Raw genomic sequence first — 13,947 nt, forward strand, 5'->3', positions numbered from 1 at the left:
TAAAATCAATTAATTGGAGGTGTACTCATGACCACTAAAGGAATCTTAGGGAAAAAGGTAGGAATGACGCAAGTCTTCACTGAAAACGGGGAATTGATCCCAGTTACTGTTATCGCCACTGAACCTAACGTTGTCTTGCAAGTTAAGACCATCGAAAACGACGGTTACGAAGCAATTCAATTAGGTATCGACGACAAACGTGAAGTCTTAACGAACAAACCTGCTCAAGGTCATGCAGCAAAAGCAAAAACGACTCCTAAGCGCTTCATTCGTGAAATTCGTAATGTTGAGCTTGGAGATTACACAGTAGGTGACGAAGTCAAGGCTGATATTTTCGCAGCCGGTGACGCTGTCGATGTTACGGGTATCACTAAAGGTCATGGTTACCAAGGTAATATTCATAAAGACGGACAAAGTCGTGGACCAATGGCCCATGGGTCTCGTTACCATCGTCGTCCTGGTTCATTAGGTGCCATTATCAACCGTGTCTTCAAAGGTAAGAAATTACCAGGCCGGATGGGTAATCATCAACGGACGATGCAAAACTTAACGGTGGTTCGTGCCGACGTTGAAAACAACGTCTTATTAATTAAGGGTAATGTCCCTGGTGCAAACAAATCATTCGTTACAATTAAAACATCTGTAAAGAGTAAATAAGGAAGGAGGACATAATACATGACTAGCGTAGCATTATATAAACAAGACGGTACGCAAAACGGTGACGTTACTTTAAACGACGCAGTGTTTGGTGTTGAACCAAACGAAAACGTGGTTTTTGATGCCATCTTGATGCAACGTGCATCATTGCGTCAAGGGACTCATGCTGTTAAGAACCGTAGTGCTCGTCGCGGTGGTGGTCGTAAACCATGGCGTCAAAAGGGTACTGGTCGGGCTCGTCAAGGTTCTATCCGTTCGCCACAATGGCGTAAAGGTGGGATTGTCTTCGGACCTACACCACGTTCATACAGTTACAAATTACCTAAGAAGGTAATGCGCTTAGCTTTGAAGTCTGTCCTTTCTCAAAAGGTCTTAGACAACAGCTTAGTTGCAGTTGAAGCTTTAGCTTTCGACGCACCAAAAACTAAGGAATTTGCTAACGTATTAAACAACCTCAATGTCGACACCAAGACACTTGTTTTGGTTGAAGAGGACAATGAAAAGGCTGCTTTGGCAGGTCGTAACTTACCAAATGTTAAGATCCTTAAAGCCAAAGGTGTTAACGTCTTAGATGTCGCTAATAGTGACAAATTAGTCGTTACCCAAAAAGCCCTCGATCAATTAGGGGAGGCGCTCGCATAATGGAAGCACGCGATGTAATTTTACGCCCTGTCGTTACTGAAGCATCTATGGCTGGCTTGGATGACAAGCGCTATACTTTCGATGTCAACGTACAGGCTACTAAAACACAAGTTAAAAAGGCAATCGAAGAAATCTTCGATGTCAAAGTCGTTAAAGTTAACGTTATGAATGTTAAAGGGAAGTTCAAGCGTCAAGGTCGTTTCGCCGGTTATACTAAGAAGCGTCGTAAGGCTATTGTTACCTTAACTCCTGATTCTAACGAAATTAAGTTGTTCAACGACGATCAACAATAAATCTAATTTAGGAGGTTACTATAGTGGGTATTAGAAAGTATAAACCAACCACTAACGGCCGTCGTAATATGACCGGTTCTGATTTTGCTGAAATCACTAAGACAAAACCAGAAAAGTCATTATTAGACTCACAAAGCCATACAGCTGGTCGTAACAGTTATGGTCACATCACTGTTCGTCATCGTGGTGGCGGTCATAAACAACAATACCGTTTAGTTGACTTCAAGCGTATTAAAGATGAAGTTCCAGCTACGGTTAAAGCAATCGAATATGATCCAAATCGGACTGCTAACATTGCCTTATTGGTATATGCTGACGGTGTGAAATCATATATTTTAGCACCAAAGGGTTTGGAAGTTGGTATGCAAGTTCAATCTGGTGTTGAAGCTGATATCAAGGTTGGTAACGCATTACCATTAAACAACATCCCAGTTGGTACTATCGTGCATAACATTGAATTAAAGCCTGGTAAGGGTGGGCAATTAGCTCGTTCTGCTGGTGCTTCTGCGCAATTACTTGGTAAGGAAGGCAAATATGCAATTGTTCGTTTGTCATCTGGTGAAGTTCGTTTAGTTCTATTAACTGCCCGTGCCACTGTTGGTACTGTTGGTAATGAACAACATGAATTGATCAACTCAGGTAAAGCCGGTCGTACACGTTGGCAAGGCAAACGTCCAACGGTTCGTGGTTCTGTTATGAACCCTAACGATCACCCTCATGGTGGTGGTGAAGGTAAAGCGCCAATCGGTCATCCATCTCCTATGTCACCATGGGGTAAGAAGACTCTTGGTAAGAAGACCCGGAACAAGAAGGCTCGTTCAAACAAGCTTATCGTTCGTGGTCGTCGTCCAGGCAAACACTAAAATTTGAAATCACTGTAGTTCTCGAGAGGAGGTCACACGATGGGTCGAAGTTTAAAGAAGGGACCTTTCGCAGATTCGCATTTATTGAAAAAAGTGGATGCACAATCTGATTCTGACAAGAAATCTGTCATCAAGACGTGGTCACGTCGTTCAACAATTTTCCCAAGTTTTATTGGGTTAACAATCGCAGTTTATGATGGTCGCAAGCATGTCCCAGTTTATATCCAAGACGATATGGTCGGTCATAAGTTAGGTGAATTCGTACCTACACGGACTTTCCATGGTCATGGTACAGACGATAAGACAACGAAGTAATAGTTAGGAGGATAAAGAATGGCTGAACAAGTAACATCTGCACACGCAACTGCAAAAACTGTTCGTATCGCCGCTCGTAAGGTCCGCCTAGTTGTCGATCTTATCAGAGGTAAAAGCGTTGCTGAAGCATTAGCAATCTTGAAGTTTACGCCACGCGGTGGTTCACCAGTAGTTGAAAAAGTACTATTGTCTGCTGTCGCTAACGCTGAAAATAACTTTGACTTAGATCGTGAAGATTTGGTCGTAAGTGAAGCCTTCGTCAACGAAGGACCAACCTTAAAACGGTTCCGTCCTCGTGCCAAAGGTTCTGCTTCACCAATCAACAAGCGGACAAGCCACATTACGATCACAGTTACTGAAAAATAGGAGGGATAACGCGTGGGTCAAAAAGTAAATCCAACCGGATTACGTGTCGGAATCATTCGCGACTGGGAAGCAAAATGGTATGCTGAAAAAGATTTTGCAACTTACTTAAACGAAGATTTACGTATCCGTAAGTATATTGAAAAACGACTTGCCGACGCTTCCGTCTCCACCGTTGAAATCGAACGCGCTGCAAATCGCGTGAACATTTCAATCCATACCGCTAAACCAGGGATGGTTATTGGTAAGGGTGGTTCTGAAGTTGAAGCACTTCGTAAAGAATTAAACGAATTAACTGGTAAACGAGTACACATCAACATCATCGAAATCAAGAAACCTGATTTAGATGCTAAATTAGTTGGTGAAAGTATTGCGCGTCAATTGGAAGGCCGTGTTGCTTTCCGTCGTGCGATGCGTGGTGCCATGCAACGTACTATGCGTTCAGGTGCTAAAGGGATCAAGACGCAAGTTGCTGGCCGTTTAAATGGGGCCGACATGTCACGTGTTGAAACTTACTCAGACGGTACTGTTCCATTGCATACGCTCCGTGCTGACATTGATTATGCATGGGTTGAAGCTGCTACCACTTATGGTAAGCTTGGCGTTAAGACTTGGATCTACCGTGGCGAAATCTTGCCAGAAAAGAAATCTGCAGATAAAGGAGGAAAATAAACATGCTAGTACCTAAACGGGTTAAATTCCGTCGTGTTCACCGTGGTAAGATGCGCGGTGAAGCAAAAGGCGGTAAATCAGTTGCTTTTGGTGATTATGGTTTACAAACACTAGAATCACACTGGATTAGTAACCGACAGATCGAAGCTGCTCGTGTTGCTATGAACCGTTACATGAAGCGTGGCGGTAAAGTATGGATTAAGATTTTCCCTCACAAGTCCTACACTGAAAAAGGTGTCGGCGTGCGGATGGGTAATGGGAAAGGTACTCCTGCAGGTTGGGTTGCCCCAGTAAAACGTAACAAGGTTATGTTTGAAGTCGGTGGCGTATCTGAAGAAGTTGCTCGCGAAGCTTTACGCTTAGCCGGCACGAAGTTACCTGTGAAAACAAAGATTATTAAGCGCGAGGAAGTAGGTGGCGAATCAGATGAAGGCTAAGGAAATTAAAGCATTGTCCACTACTGAAATGCTCGAAAAAGAAAAGTCTTACAAAGACGAACTCTTCAACTTGCGTTTTCAATTGGCCACTGGTCAGCTTGAAAATACCGCTCGTTTAAAGCAAGTTCGTAAGAACATCGCGCGTATTAAAACTGCGTTGCGTGAACAAGAATTAAACAAGTAGCCTATAAAAGGAGGCAAATCACGAATGAGTGAAGATACTCGTAACAGCCGCAAGGTTATCCAAGGACGCGTTGTTTCAGATAAGATGGAAAAAACCATCGTTGTTGTCCGTGAAACATACAAGAATCATCCTGTATACGGCAAACGTGTTCGTTATTCCAAGAAATACAAAGCTCATGATGAAAATAATGAAGCTCATGTTGGCGATATCGTCCGGATCATGGAAACTCGTCCTCTATCAGCTACAAAGCGTTTCCGCTTACTTGACGTCGTTCAAAAAGCTGTTATTATCTAGTTTATTAGCTGAAGAAAATTAAATGAAGGGAGGACACTTACTGTGATCCAACAAGAAAGTCGTTTAAAAGTTGCTGATAACTCCGGTGCCCGTGAAATCCTGACTATCAAGGTTTTAGGTGGCTCAGGTCGTAAGACTGCTAACATCGGTGATATTATTGTCGCTACGGTCAAACAAGCAACACCCGGTGGTGTTGTCAAAGCTCATGATGTTGTTAAGGCGGTTATTGTCCGGACTAAGACCGGTGTACACCGTGCTGACGGTTCATACATCAAGTTTGATGAAAATGCTGCAGTTATCATCCGCGATGACAAGACTCCTCAAGGTACTCGTATCTTCGGACCTGTCGCTCGTGAATTACGTGATAAAGACTTCATGCGTATCGTTTCATTAGCGCCAGAAGTTCTGTAATCACACACCGTAAATAAGGAGGTGCGCAACCTAATGTTGATTAAAACAGGTGATAAAGTTCGTGTCATCAGTGGCAAGGATCGTGGCCAAGAAGGTACTGTTAAGGCAGTTATCAAGGCTAAGAACCGTGTTGTTGTTGAAGGTGTTAACAAGATCAAAAAACATCAAAAACCAACGAACGTTAACCCACAAGGTGGTATCGTTGACATCGAAGCAGCTTTTGATGCTTCAAACGTTATGATCCTTGACCCATCTACTAACGAACCTACTCGTTTAGGTGTTCGTCGTGAAGACGGGAAGCGTGTCCGCTACGCTAAAAAGAGCGGCAAAGATTTAGAAAACTAAACACTGACTGAAAGGAGGAAGCAAGTTTCATGGAAAACCGTTTAAAAGCTCAATATGAAAAAGAAATCGTGCCAGCATTAGTTGACAAGTTCAACTACACTTCAGTTATGCAAGTGCCAAAGATGGCAAAGATTGTTTTGAACATGGGTGTTGGTGATGCAGTTACCAACGCTAAGAACTTAGACGAAGCAGTTGAAGAATTGACTTTGATCTCCGGCCAAAAACCTTTGGTTACACGAGCAAAGAAATCTATCGCTGGTTTCCGTCTTCGTGAAGGTATGCCAATCGGTGCCAAAGTTGACTTACGTGGCGAACGTATGTATGACTTCTTGGACAAGTTGATCAATGTTTCATTACCACGTGTTCGTGACTTCCATGGTGTTAGCACGCGTTCATTTGATGGTCGCGGTAACTACACATTGGGTGTCCGTGAACAATTGATCTTCCCAGAAATCAACTATGACAATGTTAACCGTGTTCGCGGTTTGGACATTGTAATCGTCACAACAGCTGACAGTGATGAAGAATCACGTGAGTTGTTAACTCAATTTGGCATGCCATTTGCTAAATAATCGAAGGGAGTTTATCTAAGTTGGCTAAAAAATCACAAATTGTTAGACAACAACGCGGTGCGAAGTTTGCAGTTCAAAACTACACACGTTGCGAACGTTGCGGTCGTCCACATTCAGTTTACCGTAAATTCCACTTGTGCCGTATCTGCCTCCGCGAATTGGCCCACAAAGGTCAAATTCCTGGCATGAAAAAGGCTAGCTGGTAAAAAACAAACCCAAGTTAAAGGAGGTTAAACTTTCATGATGACTGATCCAATCGCAGATTTCTTGACTCGTATCCGTAACGCTAACATGGTACGCCACGATTCATTAGAAGTTCCTGCATCAAAAATCAAACGCAACATTGCCGAAATTTTAAAGAATGAAGGTTTTGTTCGCGACGTTGAATATATCGATGATGACAAACAGGGCATCATCCGTGTCTTCTTGAAGTATGGTAAAGACAACGAACGCGTAATCTCAGGTTTGAAGCGTATTTCAAAACCAGGTTTACGTTCATATGTCAAAGCTGATTCAGTTCCTAAGGTTTTAAACGGCTTAGGAATCGCAATCATCTCAACTTCAGAAGGTGTAATTACTGATAAAGAAGCTCGCGCCAAGAAGCTTGGCGGCGAAGTTTTAGCTTACGTTTGGTAATAAATAATTAAGACGGGAGGTGCAAGTAAGTGAGTCGTATTGGTTATAAAACAATTAATATCCCTGCTGGGGTAGAAGTATCACAAGATGGCGAAGTTGTTACGGTTAAAGGTCCTAAAGGTACTTTGACACGGAACATCGCTAGTGATATCACGATGACAGTTGAAGGCAGCGAAGTTAACTTCACTCGCCCAACTGATGACTTTAAGATGAAAGCATTACACGGTACTACTCGTGCAAATGTTAACAACATGGTTGAAGGTGTTACTAAAGGCTTTACTAAGAATCTTCAATTGGTCGGTGTTGGTTACCGTGCCCAATTACAAGGTAAAAAATTAGTATTAAGCGTTGGTTACTCACATCCTGTTGAATTTGAAACGCCAGAAAACTTAACAGTTGAAGTTCCTGACAACACACATATCAATATCTCTGGTATTGGTAAGCAAGCTGTTGGTGACTTTGCTGCCGAAGTTCGGGCAATTCGTTCACCTGAACCTTACAAAGGTAAAGGGATTCGTTACGTCGATGAATATGTTCGTCGTAAGGAAGGTAAAACTGGCAAATAAAGCAGCTTAGTGCTGTCCATAACTATAATAAGAGGTGACTATTGTGATTTCAAAACCAGATAAAAATAAGACACGTCAACGTCGTCACGCACGTGTCCGTGGTAAGATTTCTGGTACTGCTGAGCGCCCACGCTTAAATGTTTATCGTTCAAACAAAAACATCTACGCTCAAATTATTGATGATGTAGAGGGTGTAACGCTCGCAAGTGCCTCAACGTTAGATAGCGAAGTAACTGGCGACAACAAGTCTGAAAAGGCTGCATCTGTTGGTGCTATTGTTGCAAAACGTGCTGCTGAAAAGAAGATTGCTGACGTAGTCTTTGATCGTGGCGGTTACTTATATCACGGCCGGGTTCAAGCTTTAGCTGAAGCTGCTCGTGAAAACGGACTTAAATTCTAATAAAGGAGGAATAATACCACATGACTTTCATTGATCCATCAAAATTAGATCTTGACGATAACGTTGTTGCCATTAACCGGATTACTAAAGTTGTCAAAGGTGGTCGTCGTCTACGTTTTGCCGCATTGGTAATCGTTGGTGACCACAAAGGACACGTTGGTTTCGGTACTGGTAAGGCTCAAGAAGTTCCAGAAGCAATTCGGAAAGCATCCGAAGCTGCTAAAAAGAACTTGATCACTGTACCAATGGTCGGTACAACCATTCCTCATGAAGCTCTCGGTGTTTACGGTGGTGGCCGCATTATGCTTAAGCCTGCCGTTGAAGGTTCTGGTGTTGCCGCTGGTGGCGCCGTCCGTGCCGTCATGGAATTGGCTGGTATTGATGATGTAACAAGTAAGCGTCTTGGCTCAAACACCCCAGTTAACGTTGTTCGTGCAACGTTCGAAGGGTTAAAGAGCTTACGAAAAGCAGACCAAATCGCTGCTTTACGTGGCGTTTCAGTTGAACATTTAGCTGAATAGGGAGGACAAACAACATGGCTCAATTAAAGATCACTTTAGTGCGCAGTGCGGCTCATCGTCTTCCTAAGCAACGTAAAATCGTTAAGGAATTAGGTTTAGGCCGAGTTAACAGCTCAGTTGTAAAACCTGATGACGCAGCAACTCGCGGTCAAATCTTCCTCATTGCTCATTTGATCGATGTTGAAGTAATTAAGTAATTAAAATTTTTAAAGAGGAGGTGCCTACTAAATGAAGTTACATGAATTAACTCCAAGTGAAGGTTCACGTTTTTCACGCCGTCGCATTGGTCGTGGCGACTCAAGTGGCCAAGGTAAAACTTCTGGTCGTGGTCAAAAAGGTCAAAAGGCGCGTGGTAAGGTTCGTGTTGGTTTCGAAGGTGGCCAAATGCCATTGTATCGTCGGATTCCAAAACGTGGATTTACTAATATCAACCGTAAAGAATATGCGGTTGTTAACCTTGATGGCTTAAATCGCTTTGATGATGGTGCCGAAGTAACACCAGAATCATTGAAAGAAGCTGGCTTGGTTAAAAAGAGTGCTGCTGTTAAAGTTCTTGGTAACGGCAAGCTCGACAAAAAGTTAACAGTTAAGGCAAACAAGTTCTCCGAAACTGCCGTTAAGGCAATCGAAGCTGCTGGCGGTAAAACTGAGGTGATCTAACTTGCTGACTACCATGAAGGACGCTCTGAAAGTTAAGGATATTCGGAATAAAATTCTGTTCACGTTGGGCGTTTTGATTGTATTTCGTCTTGGCTCTTATATCACAGTCCCAGGGGTTAATGCACAAGCGCTGCAATCTGTTGCATCTTCTGGGCTGATAAGTATGTTGAATACATTCAGTGGTGGCGGTTTAACTAATTATTCCATCCTTGCTATGGGGGTATCCCCTTACATTACTGCACAAATCATTGTTCAATTGTTACAAATGGATATTGTTCCGAAGTTTGTTGAATGGGGCAAACAAGGTGAAGTTGGTCGACGGAAACTCAACCAAGCGACTCGTTGGCTGACCATTGCCTTAGCCTTTATTCAATCGATTGGGATTACTGCTGGGTTTAACTCTTTAAGTTCACTTAAATTGGTTAATAATCCAAGTGTCACGACGTATTTAACGATTGGGGTTATCCTGACCGGTGGTGCGATGTTGACGACTTGGATGGGTGATATGATTACTGACCGCGGGATGGGTAATGGTGTTTCCATCATTATCTTTGCCGGGATCATTGCTCGGACACCTACCTCGTTGTACCAAATCTATCAAGAACAATTCGTTAATGTTTCAAAGAGCGATTGGTGGCAGAGTATTTTGTTTGTCATCGGATTATTGTTACTTGTCTTGATCATTGTCATGTTTGTGACTTGGGTCGAACAAGCGAATGATCGGATTCCAATTCAATACACTCGGCGTGCAGCTGGTGCACCTGATAGTAGTTATCTACCGTTGAAGGTGAACGTTGCTGGGGTTATTCCTGTTATCTTCGCGAGTTCTTTCATTGCAACGCCGCAAACGATTTTGCTAGGTTTTCAAGCCAGTCATGGTGATGAAACTTGGTACACGGTCATGAGTAATATCTTTAATATGCAGTCAACGACCGGAGCAATCTTATACACTGTTCTGATTGTGCTTTTCACTTTCTTCTATGCGTTTGTTCAGGTCAATCCTGAAAAACTGTCGAAGAACTTACAAAAGCAAGGCAGCTACATCCCAGGCGTCTGGCCTGGTAAAGATACCCAAGACTGGGTTTCAAAATTGTTAATGCGACTTAGTACGGTCGGCGCCCTTTACCTTGGATTAATTTCCTTGATTCCTTTATTAGCCTCAGATATCTTTGGCTTGGATGAATCAATTGGTTTAGGTGGGACGAGTTTACTGATCGTTGTTGGGGTTGCCCTTGAAACAATTCGTCAAATTAAAGGATTAATGATGAAACGTGACTACGTCGGTTTTATTCGTTAATCAGCGAGTGTGTTGGGGAGACTCAGCACATTTGTGCATTATAGGAGGAAATTACGATGTCAACAATGAACCTTATTTTAATGGGTTTACCAGGTGCCGGTAAGGGTACTCAAGCACAGAAGATCCTTGAAGATTTTGATATTCCTCATATCTCAACGGGTGATATCTTCCGGGCAGCAATTAAGAATGAAACCAAGATGGGCTTAGAAGCCAAAAAGTATATCGACCAAGGTAACTTGGTTCCTGACGAAGTCACAAACGGCATCGTTAAGGATCGTTTAGCCGAAGCCGATACTGCCAATGGCTTCTTGCTTGATGGTTATCCACGTAATATTGATCAAGCTCATGCGCTCGAACAGATCGGTAAAGATCTGAACAAGCCATTGGACGGCGTCATTAACATTCACGTTGAACCTTCAGTGTTAGTTGAACGACTTTCAGGTCGTTTCATTTGTCGGACATGTGGTGCAACTTATCATAAGTTGTACAAGATGCCTAAGGTTGAAGGCACTTGTGATGTTTGTGGCGGTCATGATTTCTATCAACGGGATGATGATAAGCCTGCGACTGTTAAGAATCGTTTGGATGTTAACGTTAAGTTAAACACACCATTAATTGATTTTTATGGTCAAGAAAAACTGCTCTACAATGTCGATGGTGATCGCGACATCGATGATGTTTACAAAGATATCAAGTCAATTCTTGATAACCTTTAGCCTTGTATGCCCACCAACTCGCGCGGTAGTTGCTTTTGCAGTACCGTTGTGATAAACTTATTCAGGTTTAGCCGTTGATTCATATTAATGTTTTTTAAACTTAATTTTAATAACGACTGGTTCAAAAGTGGACCATCAACGTGGCAACACGAAACCAGATAATAGGGGAGGGACTCATACTTGGCAAAAGAAGACGTCATTGAAATTCAAGGCACTATCAAAGAAACGTTGCCTAACGCAATGTTTAAAGTAGAGCTTGAAAACGGCGCTGAGATCTTGGCACACGTTTCAGGTAAAATTCGGATGCATTACATTCGGATCTTGCCTGGCGACAAGGTTACAGTCGAAATGTCACCTTATGATTTAACTAAAGGTCGGATTACCTACCGTTTCAAGTAGGCCGGCGCTTTGTACCTTATAGGAGGTAAATATTCATGAAAGTAAGACCATCTGTCAAGCCTATGTGCGAACACTGCAAAGTTATTCGTCGTAAAGGCCGTGTGATGATTATCTGCTCTGCTAATCCAAAGCATAAACAACGCCAAGGTAAATAATTTAACTAAGTCGGAGGTGAAAAATTAATGGCTCGTATTGAAGGAATTGACTTACCCCGTGACAAGCGTATTGTCATCGGTTTAACTTACATTTTCGGTATCGGGAATACTTCTGCCCAAAAGATCTTGGCAGAAGCCGGTGTTTCTGAAGACGTCCGTGTACGTGACTTAACTCCTGAACAAGAAGATAAGATCCGTGCCGTCGTTGATGGTTACAAAACTGAAGGTGACTTACGTCGTGAAGTTAGCTTGAACATCAAGTTACTTCAAGAAATTGGCTCATACCGTGGGATGCGTCATCGTCGTGGTTTACCAGTTCGTGGTCAACACACGAAGAACAATGCTCGTACTCGTAAGGGTAAAAAAGTTAGCATCGCTGGACGTAAAAAATAATTATAAGGGAGGTTTTCGAATTTTATGGCAACTAGAAAGACAACCCGTCGTCGTCGGGTAAAAAAGAATATTGAATCCGGTGTGGCTCACATCCATTCAACTTTCAACAACACGCTTGTTATGATCACTGATATGCAAGGTAATGCAATTGCCTGGTCATCAGCTGGTTCATTAGGTTTCAAGGGTAGTCGTAAGTCAACACCTTTTGCTGCTCAAATGGCTGCGGAAGCTGCTGCTAAGGCATCAATGGAACATGGCATGAAGATTGTTGAAGTCGCTGTTAAGGGTCCTGGTTCAGGTCGTGAAGCTGCAATCCGTGCTTTACAAGCTACTGGTTTGGAAGTTAGTGCAATTCGCGATGTTACGCCAGTTCCTCATAATGGTTCTCGTCCTCCAAAGCGCCGTCGTGTTTAATCTGTGACGTTCATTTTGAGGGCTAACTTCATTTTGTACGCACAACTACTAAACACCACGCGTTTTGAAAGGGGTAAAAGATAAGAATGATTGAATTTGAAAAACCTAACATTCATAAAATTGATGAAAACGACAACTATGGTAAGTTTGTTGTAGAACCACTTGAACGTGGTTATGGTACAACTTTAGGGAATTCACTTCGTCGGATTCTTCTTTCTTCTTTACCTGGCGCTGCTGTTACCAGTATTCAAATTGATGGTGTGCTTCATGAATTTTCAACGGTTGAAGGCGTAACAGAAGATGTTACGGCCATCATCTTGAATGTGAAGAAGATCGCACTTAAGTTGGAATCAGATGAAACCAAGACATTGGAAATCGATGTTAAGGGTCCTGCGAACGTCACTGCCGGTGATATCATTGGTGATGCGGACGTCGAAGTCTTGAATCCTGACTTGGCAATTTGTACGGTAGCAGACGGTGCACACTTCCATATGCGTATGACCGCTAATACTGGTCGTGGTTATGTTTCCGCTGAGGATAACAAACATCGTGAAGATGATATGCCAATTGGCGTTTTACCTGTTGATTCATTATATTCCCCAATCGAACGTGTCAACTATCAAGTTGAAAACACGCGGGTTGGTCAACGTGATGATTTCGATAAGTTAACCTTAGACGTTTGGACAAATGGTTCAATCACTCCAAGTGAAGCCATTAGTCTATCAGCCAAAATCCTGACTGATCACCTTTCAATCTTCGTAAATCTCACTGATGAAGCTAAAAACACTGACGTGATGGTTGAGAAGGAAGAAACGCATAAGGAAAAGATGTTAGAAATGACGATTGAAGAGTTAGATCTCTCCGTTCGTTCATATAATTGTTTGAAACGTGCTGGAATCAACACGGTTCAAGAATTAACTAACAAGACTGAAGCTGATATGATGAAGGTTCGCAACCTTGGACGCAAGTCACTTGAGGAAGTTAAAGCAAAATTAGCTGACCTTGGGTTATCATTACGCAAAGAAGACTAATACAAGGGAGGATATCCGTTCATGAGTTACCGTAAATTACAACGTACAAGTTCACAACGTCGTGCCTTACTTCGTGATTTAACAAGTGCATTGATCGTAAACGGCCGCATCGAAACTACCGAAGCCCGTGCTAAGGAAGTTCGTTCAACGACTGATAAGATGATTTCATTGGCCAAGAAGGGCGATTTACATGCTCGTCGTCAAGCCGCTACTTTCATGCGTGACATTGTTGCTGATGTTAATGAAGAAGACGACAATGTAACTGTACAAACTGCATTGCAAAAGCTATTTAGTGACTTAGGTCCTAAGTATGCTGACCGCAATGGTGGTTACACACGAATTTACAAGACTATGCCTCGTCGTGGCGATGCCGCACAAATGGTTGTCTTGGAACTCGTTGACTAATTAAATTGTTTTACGGATCACTGGGATTGATGGTTGACGGACGCTATGATGTTGGTTACTGCAAGAGGTAACTTAAGTCTAGTTCGGAAGTTATTTATGTTAAACATAGATGGCATATCGCAATCTTAAGTGATTTTTTTTGGCGCAAGCCAACAGAGGCTACCCTTTGTAAGTTAACTAACTTACAAAGGGTAGCCTTTTTTGTGGTCAGTGCGCGACATTTGCGAGTGTAAGCAGTAAATAAGATGACGTATTTTATGGTCTCCATATTCTTGATATCCTTAGGTTATCAAAGTTATGGAGGTT

The 13,947-nt window shown here is 42.5% G+C and carries 28 protein-coding genes; all 28 read left to right on the plus strand.

Going from position 1 to position 13,947, the window contains the following annotated elements; genetic code table 11:
* The first annotated feature begins 27 nt into the window (after positions 1–27).
* The 28 genes from rplC (at position 28) to rplQ (ending at position 13,641) form a co-directional block, all read left to right on the plus strand.
* Entirely contained in the window at positions 28–657 is a 630-nt protein-coding gene (rplC, locus tag FFM70_RS12065; RefSeq protein WP_137617102.1) for a 50S ribosomal protein L3, read from the plus strand.
* Positions 658–675: 18 nt separating this feature from the next.
* Entirely contained in the window at positions 676–1,299 is a 624-nt protein-coding gene (rplD, locus tag FFM70_RS12070) for a 50S ribosomal protein L4 (RefSeq protein WP_137617103.1), read from the plus strand.
* Positions 1,299–1,592: a 50S ribosomal protein L23 gene (gene rplW, locus FFM70_RS12075; RefSeq protein WP_137617104.1), complete on the plus strand. Its 294-nt coding sequence runs from the start codon at positions 1,299–1,301 to the stop codon at positions 1,590–1,592. The genes rplD and rplW overlap by 1 nt, the downstream gene beginning before the upstream one ends.
* Positions 1,593–1,615: 23 nt before the next feature.
* Positions 1,616–2,455 (plus strand): 50S ribosomal protein L2, encoded by an 840-nt coding sequence (gene rplB / locus FFM70_RS12080; protein ID WP_137617105.1) that lies wholly within the window; start codon positions 1,616–1,618, stop codon positions 2,453–2,455.
* Positions 2,456–2,494: 39 nt separating this feature from the next.
* The gene (gene rpsS, locus FFM70_RS12085; protein WP_137606048.1) at positions 2,495–2,770 is read left to right on the plus strand and encodes a 30S ribosomal protein S19; all 276 of its coding nucleotides are present in this window, start codon (positions 2,495–2,497) and stop codon (positions 2,768–2,770) included.
* 18 nt (positions 2,771–2,788) lie between these two features.
* Positions 2,789–3,136, plus strand: a complete 348-nt coding sequence (rplV, locus tag FFM70_RS12090) for a 50S ribosomal protein L22 (protein WP_137606047.1) — start codon at positions 2,789–2,791, stop codon at positions 3,134–3,136.
* A 12-nt stretch (positions 3,137–3,148) separates the two neighbouring features.
* The gene (rpsC, locus tag FFM70_RS12095; RefSeq protein WP_137617106.1) at positions 3,149–3,805 is read left to right on the plus strand and encodes a 30S ribosomal protein S3; all 657 of its coding nucleotides are present in this window, start codon (positions 3,149–3,151) and stop codon (positions 3,803–3,805) included.
* A gap of 2 nt (positions 3,806–3,807) precedes the next feature.
* Positions 3,808–4,242: a 50S ribosomal protein L16 gene (gene rplP, locus FFM70_RS12100; protein ID WP_137617107.1), complete on the plus strand. Its 435-nt coding sequence runs from the start codon at positions 3,808–3,810 to the stop codon at positions 4,240–4,242.
* On the plus strand, positions 4,232–4,426 hold the full coding sequence (rpmC, locus tag FFM70_RS12105) for a 50S ribosomal protein L29 (RefSeq protein WP_003638068.1): 195 nt from the start codon (positions 4,232–4,234) through the stop codon (positions 4,424–4,426). Before rplP ends, rpmC begins: the two co-directional genes overlap by 11 nt.
* A 24-nt stretch (positions 4,427–4,450) precedes the next feature.
* Positions 4,451–4,720, plus strand: coding sequence for a 30S ribosomal protein S17 (gene rpsQ / locus FFM70_RS12110; RefSeq protein ID WP_137617108.1), 270 nt, complete (start codon positions 4,451–4,453; stop codon positions 4,718–4,720).
* Between the two features lie 42 nt (positions 4,721–4,762).
* Positions 4,763–5,131 (plus strand): 50S ribosomal protein L14, encoded by a 369-nt coding sequence (rplN, locus tag FFM70_RS12115; protein ID WP_137617109.1) that lies wholly within the window; start codon positions 4,763–4,765, stop codon positions 5,129–5,131.
* A gap of 33 nt (positions 5,132–5,164) precedes the next feature.
* Positions 5,165–5,476 (plus strand): 50S ribosomal protein L24, encoded by a 312-nt coding sequence (gene rplX / locus FFM70_RS12120; RefSeq protein WP_137617110.1) that lies wholly within the window; start codon positions 5,165–5,167, stop codon positions 5,474–5,476.
* A 29-nt stretch (positions 5,477–5,505) separates the two neighbouring features.
* The gene (gene rplE, locus FFM70_RS12125; protein ID WP_137617111.1) at positions 5,506–6,048 is read left to right on the plus strand and encodes a 50S ribosomal protein L5; all 543 of its coding nucleotides are present in this window, start codon (positions 5,506–5,508) and stop codon (positions 6,046–6,048) included.
* A 20-nt stretch (positions 6,049–6,068) separates the two neighbouring features.
* Positions 6,069–6,254 carry a type Z 30S ribosomal protein S14 gene (locus FFM70_RS12130; protein WP_137606040.1) on the plus strand — a complete coding sequence of 62 codons (186 nt, stop codon included), beginning with the start codon at positions 6,069–6,071 and terminating at the stop codon, positions 6,252–6,254.
* A gap of 34 nt (positions 6,255–6,288) precedes the next feature.
* Complete coding sequence (gene rpsH, locus FFM70_RS12135; RefSeq protein WP_137617112.1) at positions 6,289–6,684, plus strand: 30S ribosomal protein S8; 396 nt, start codon at positions 6,289–6,291, stop codon at positions 6,682–6,684.
* Between the two features lie 29 nt (positions 6,685–6,713).
* Positions 6,714–7,250, plus strand: coding sequence for a 50S ribosomal protein L6 (gene rplF, locus FFM70_RS12140; RefSeq protein ID WP_137606039.1), 537 nt, complete (start codon positions 6,714–6,716; stop codon positions 7,248–7,250).
* Between the two features lie 34 nt (positions 7,251–7,284).
* Entirely contained in the window at positions 7,285–7,650 is a 366-nt protein-coding gene (rplR, locus tag FFM70_RS12145) for a 50S ribosomal protein L18 (RefSeq protein ID WP_307722490.1), read from the plus strand.
* Positions 7,651–7,670: 20 nt separating this feature from the next.
* On the plus strand, positions 7,671–8,171 hold the full coding sequence (gene rpsE, locus FFM70_RS12150; RefSeq protein WP_137617114.1) for a 30S ribosomal protein S5: 501 nt from the start codon (positions 7,671–7,673) through the stop codon (positions 8,169–8,171).
* 14 nt (positions 8,172–8,185) lie between these two features.
* Positions 8,186–8,368: a 50S ribosomal protein L30 gene (gene rpmD / locus FFM70_RS12155; protein WP_137606036.1), complete on the plus strand. Its 183-nt coding sequence runs from the start codon at positions 8,186–8,188 to the stop codon at positions 8,366–8,368.
* Between the two features lie 31 nt (positions 8,369–8,399).
* Positions 8,400–8,831: a 50S ribosomal protein L15 gene (rplO, locus tag FFM70_RS12160; RefSeq protein ID WP_137617115.1), complete on the plus strand. Its 432-nt coding sequence runs from the start codon at positions 8,400–8,402 to the stop codon at positions 8,829–8,831.
* A 1-nt stretch (position 8,832) separates the two neighbouring features.
* On the plus strand, positions 8,833–10,128 hold the full coding sequence (secY, locus tag FFM70_RS12165) for a preprotein translocase subunit SecY (RefSeq protein ID WP_137617116.1): 1,296 nt from the start codon (positions 8,833–8,835) through the stop codon (positions 10,126–10,128).
* Between the two features lie 65 nt (positions 10,129–10,193).
* On the plus strand, positions 10,194–10,844 hold the full coding sequence (locus FFM70_RS12170) for an adenylate kinase (protein ID WP_307722491.1): 651 nt from the start codon (positions 10,194–10,196) through the stop codon (positions 10,842–10,844).
* 180 nt (positions 10,845–11,024) lie between these two features.
* A complete protein-coding gene (infA, locus tag FFM70_RS12175; RefSeq protein ID WP_003638082.1) occupies positions 11,025–11,243 on the plus strand; it encodes a translation initiation factor IF-1 in 219 nt (72 codons plus the stop codon).
* 35 nt (positions 11,244–11,278) lie between these two features.
* On the plus strand, positions 11,279–11,398 hold the full coding sequence (gene rpmJ / locus FFM70_RS12180) for a 50S ribosomal protein L36 (RefSeq protein ID WP_003638083.1): 120 nt from the start codon (positions 11,279–11,281) through the stop codon (positions 11,396–11,398).
* Between the two features lie 27 nt (positions 11,399–11,425).
* Positions 11,426–11,791, plus strand: a complete 366-nt coding sequence (gene rpsM, locus FFM70_RS12185; protein ID WP_105448034.1) for a 30S ribosomal protein S13 — start codon at positions 11,426–11,428, stop codon at positions 11,789–11,791.
* A 24-nt stretch (positions 11,792–11,815) separates the two neighbouring features.
* The gene (rpsK, locus tag FFM70_RS12190; protein WP_057706082.1) at positions 11,816–12,205 is read left to right on the plus strand and encodes a 30S ribosomal protein S11; all 390 of its coding nucleotides are present in this window, start codon (positions 11,816–11,818) and stop codon (positions 12,203–12,205) included.
* Positions 12,206–12,291: 86 nt separating this feature from the next.
* Positions 12,292–13,236: a DNA-directed RNA polymerase subunit alpha gene (locus FFM70_RS12195; RefSeq protein WP_137606032.1), complete on the plus strand. Its 945-nt coding sequence runs from the start codon at positions 12,292–12,294 to the stop codon at positions 13,234–13,236.
* Positions 13,237–13,257: 21 nt separating this feature from the next.
* A complete protein-coding gene (rplQ, locus tag FFM70_RS12200; RefSeq protein WP_137617118.1) occupies positions 13,258–13,641 on the plus strand; it encodes a 50S ribosomal protein L17 in 384 nt (127 codons plus the stop codon).
* The last annotated feature ends 306 nt before the right edge of the window (positions 13,642–13,947 follow it).

This window comes from Lactiplantibacillus nangangensis, assembly GCF_005405065.1.
GTDB classification, from domain to species: domain Bacteria; phylum Bacillota; class Bacilli; order Lactobacillales; family Lactobacillaceae; genus Lactiplantibacillus; species Lactiplantibacillus nangangensis.

What these genes read in the sequence shown, in the direction of transcription:
- rplP (WP_137617107.1), top strand. Translation starts at nt 3,808, where the DNA reads ATGCTAGTACCTAAACGGGTTAAATTCCGTCGTGTTCACCGTGGTAAG.
- rplE (WP_137617111.1), top strand. Translation starts at nt 5,506, where the DNA reads ATGGAAAACCGTTTAAAAGCTCAATATGAAAAAGAAATCGTGCCAGCA.
- FFM70_RS12170 (WP_307722491.1), top strand. Translation starts at nt 10,194, where the DNA reads ATGAACCTTATTTTAATGGGTTTACCAGGTGCCGGTAAGGGTACTCAA.
- FFM70_RS12195 (WP_137606032.1), top strand. Translation starts at nt 12,292, where the DNA reads ATGATTGAATTTGAAAAACCTAACATTCATAAAATTGATGAAAACGAC.
- rpmJ (WP_003638083.1), top strand. Translation starts at nt 11,279, where the DNA reads ATGAAAGTAAGACCATCTGTCAAGCCTATGTGCGAACACTGCAAAGTT.
- rplQ (WP_137617118.1), top strand. Translation starts at nt 13,258, where the DNA reads ATGAGTTACCGTAAATTACAACGTACAAGTTCACAACGTCGTGCCTTA.
- rpmD (WP_137606036.1), top strand. Translation starts at nt 8,186, where the DNA reads ATGGCTCAATTAAAGATCACTTTAGTGCGCAGTGCGGCTCATCGTCTT.
- rpsH (WP_137617112.1), top strand. Translation starts at nt 6,289, where the DNA reads ATGATGACTGATCCAATCGCAGATTTCTTGACTCGTATCCGTAACGCT.
- rplD (WP_137617103.1), top strand. Translation starts at nt 676, where the DNA reads ATGACTAGCGTAGCATTATATAAACAAGACGGTACGCAAAACGGTGAC.
- rpsQ (WP_137617108.1), top strand. Translation starts at nt 4,451, where the DNA reads ATGAGTGAAGATACTCGTAACAGCCGCAAGGTTATCCAAGGACGCGTT.
- rplC (WP_137617102.1), top strand. Translation starts at nt 28, where the DNA reads ATGACCACTAAAGGAATCTTAGGGAAAAAGGTAGGAATGACGCAAGTC.
- rplO (WP_137617115.1), top strand. Translation starts at nt 8,400, where the DNA reads ATGAAGTTACATGAATTAACTCCAAGTGAAGGTTCACGTTTTTCACGC.
- rplV (WP_137606047.1), top strand. Translation starts at nt 2,789, where the DNA reads ATGGCTGAACAAGTAACATCTGCACACGCAACTGCAAAAACTGTTCGT.
- rpmC (WP_003638068.1), top strand. Translation starts at nt 4,232, where the DNA reads ATGAAGGCTAAGGAAATTAAAGCATTGTCCACTACTGAAATGCTCGAA.
- rpsM (WP_105448034.1), top strand. Translation starts at nt 11,426, where the DNA reads ATGGCTCGTATTGAAGGAATTGACTTACCCCGTGACAAGCGTATTGTC.
- rpsE (WP_137617114.1), top strand. Translation starts at nt 7,671, where the DNA reads ATGACTTTCATTGATCCATCAAAATTAGATCTTGACGATAACGTTGTT.
- rpsK (WP_057706082.1), top strand. Translation starts at nt 11,816, where the DNA reads ATGGCAACTAGAAAGACAACCCGTCGTCGTCGGGTAAAAAAGAATATT.
- rplW (WP_137617104.1), top strand. Translation starts at nt 1,299, where the DNA reads ATGGAAGCACGCGATGTAATTTTACGCCCTGTCGTTACTGAAGCATCT.
- rplX (WP_137617110.1), top strand. Translation starts at nt 5,165, where the DNA reads ATGTTGATTAAAACAGGTGATAAAGTTCGTGTCATCAGTGGCAAGGAT.
- rpsS (WP_137606048.1), top strand. Translation starts at nt 2,495, where the DNA reads ATGGGTCGAAGTTTAAAGAAGGGACCTTTCGCAGATTCGCATTTATTG.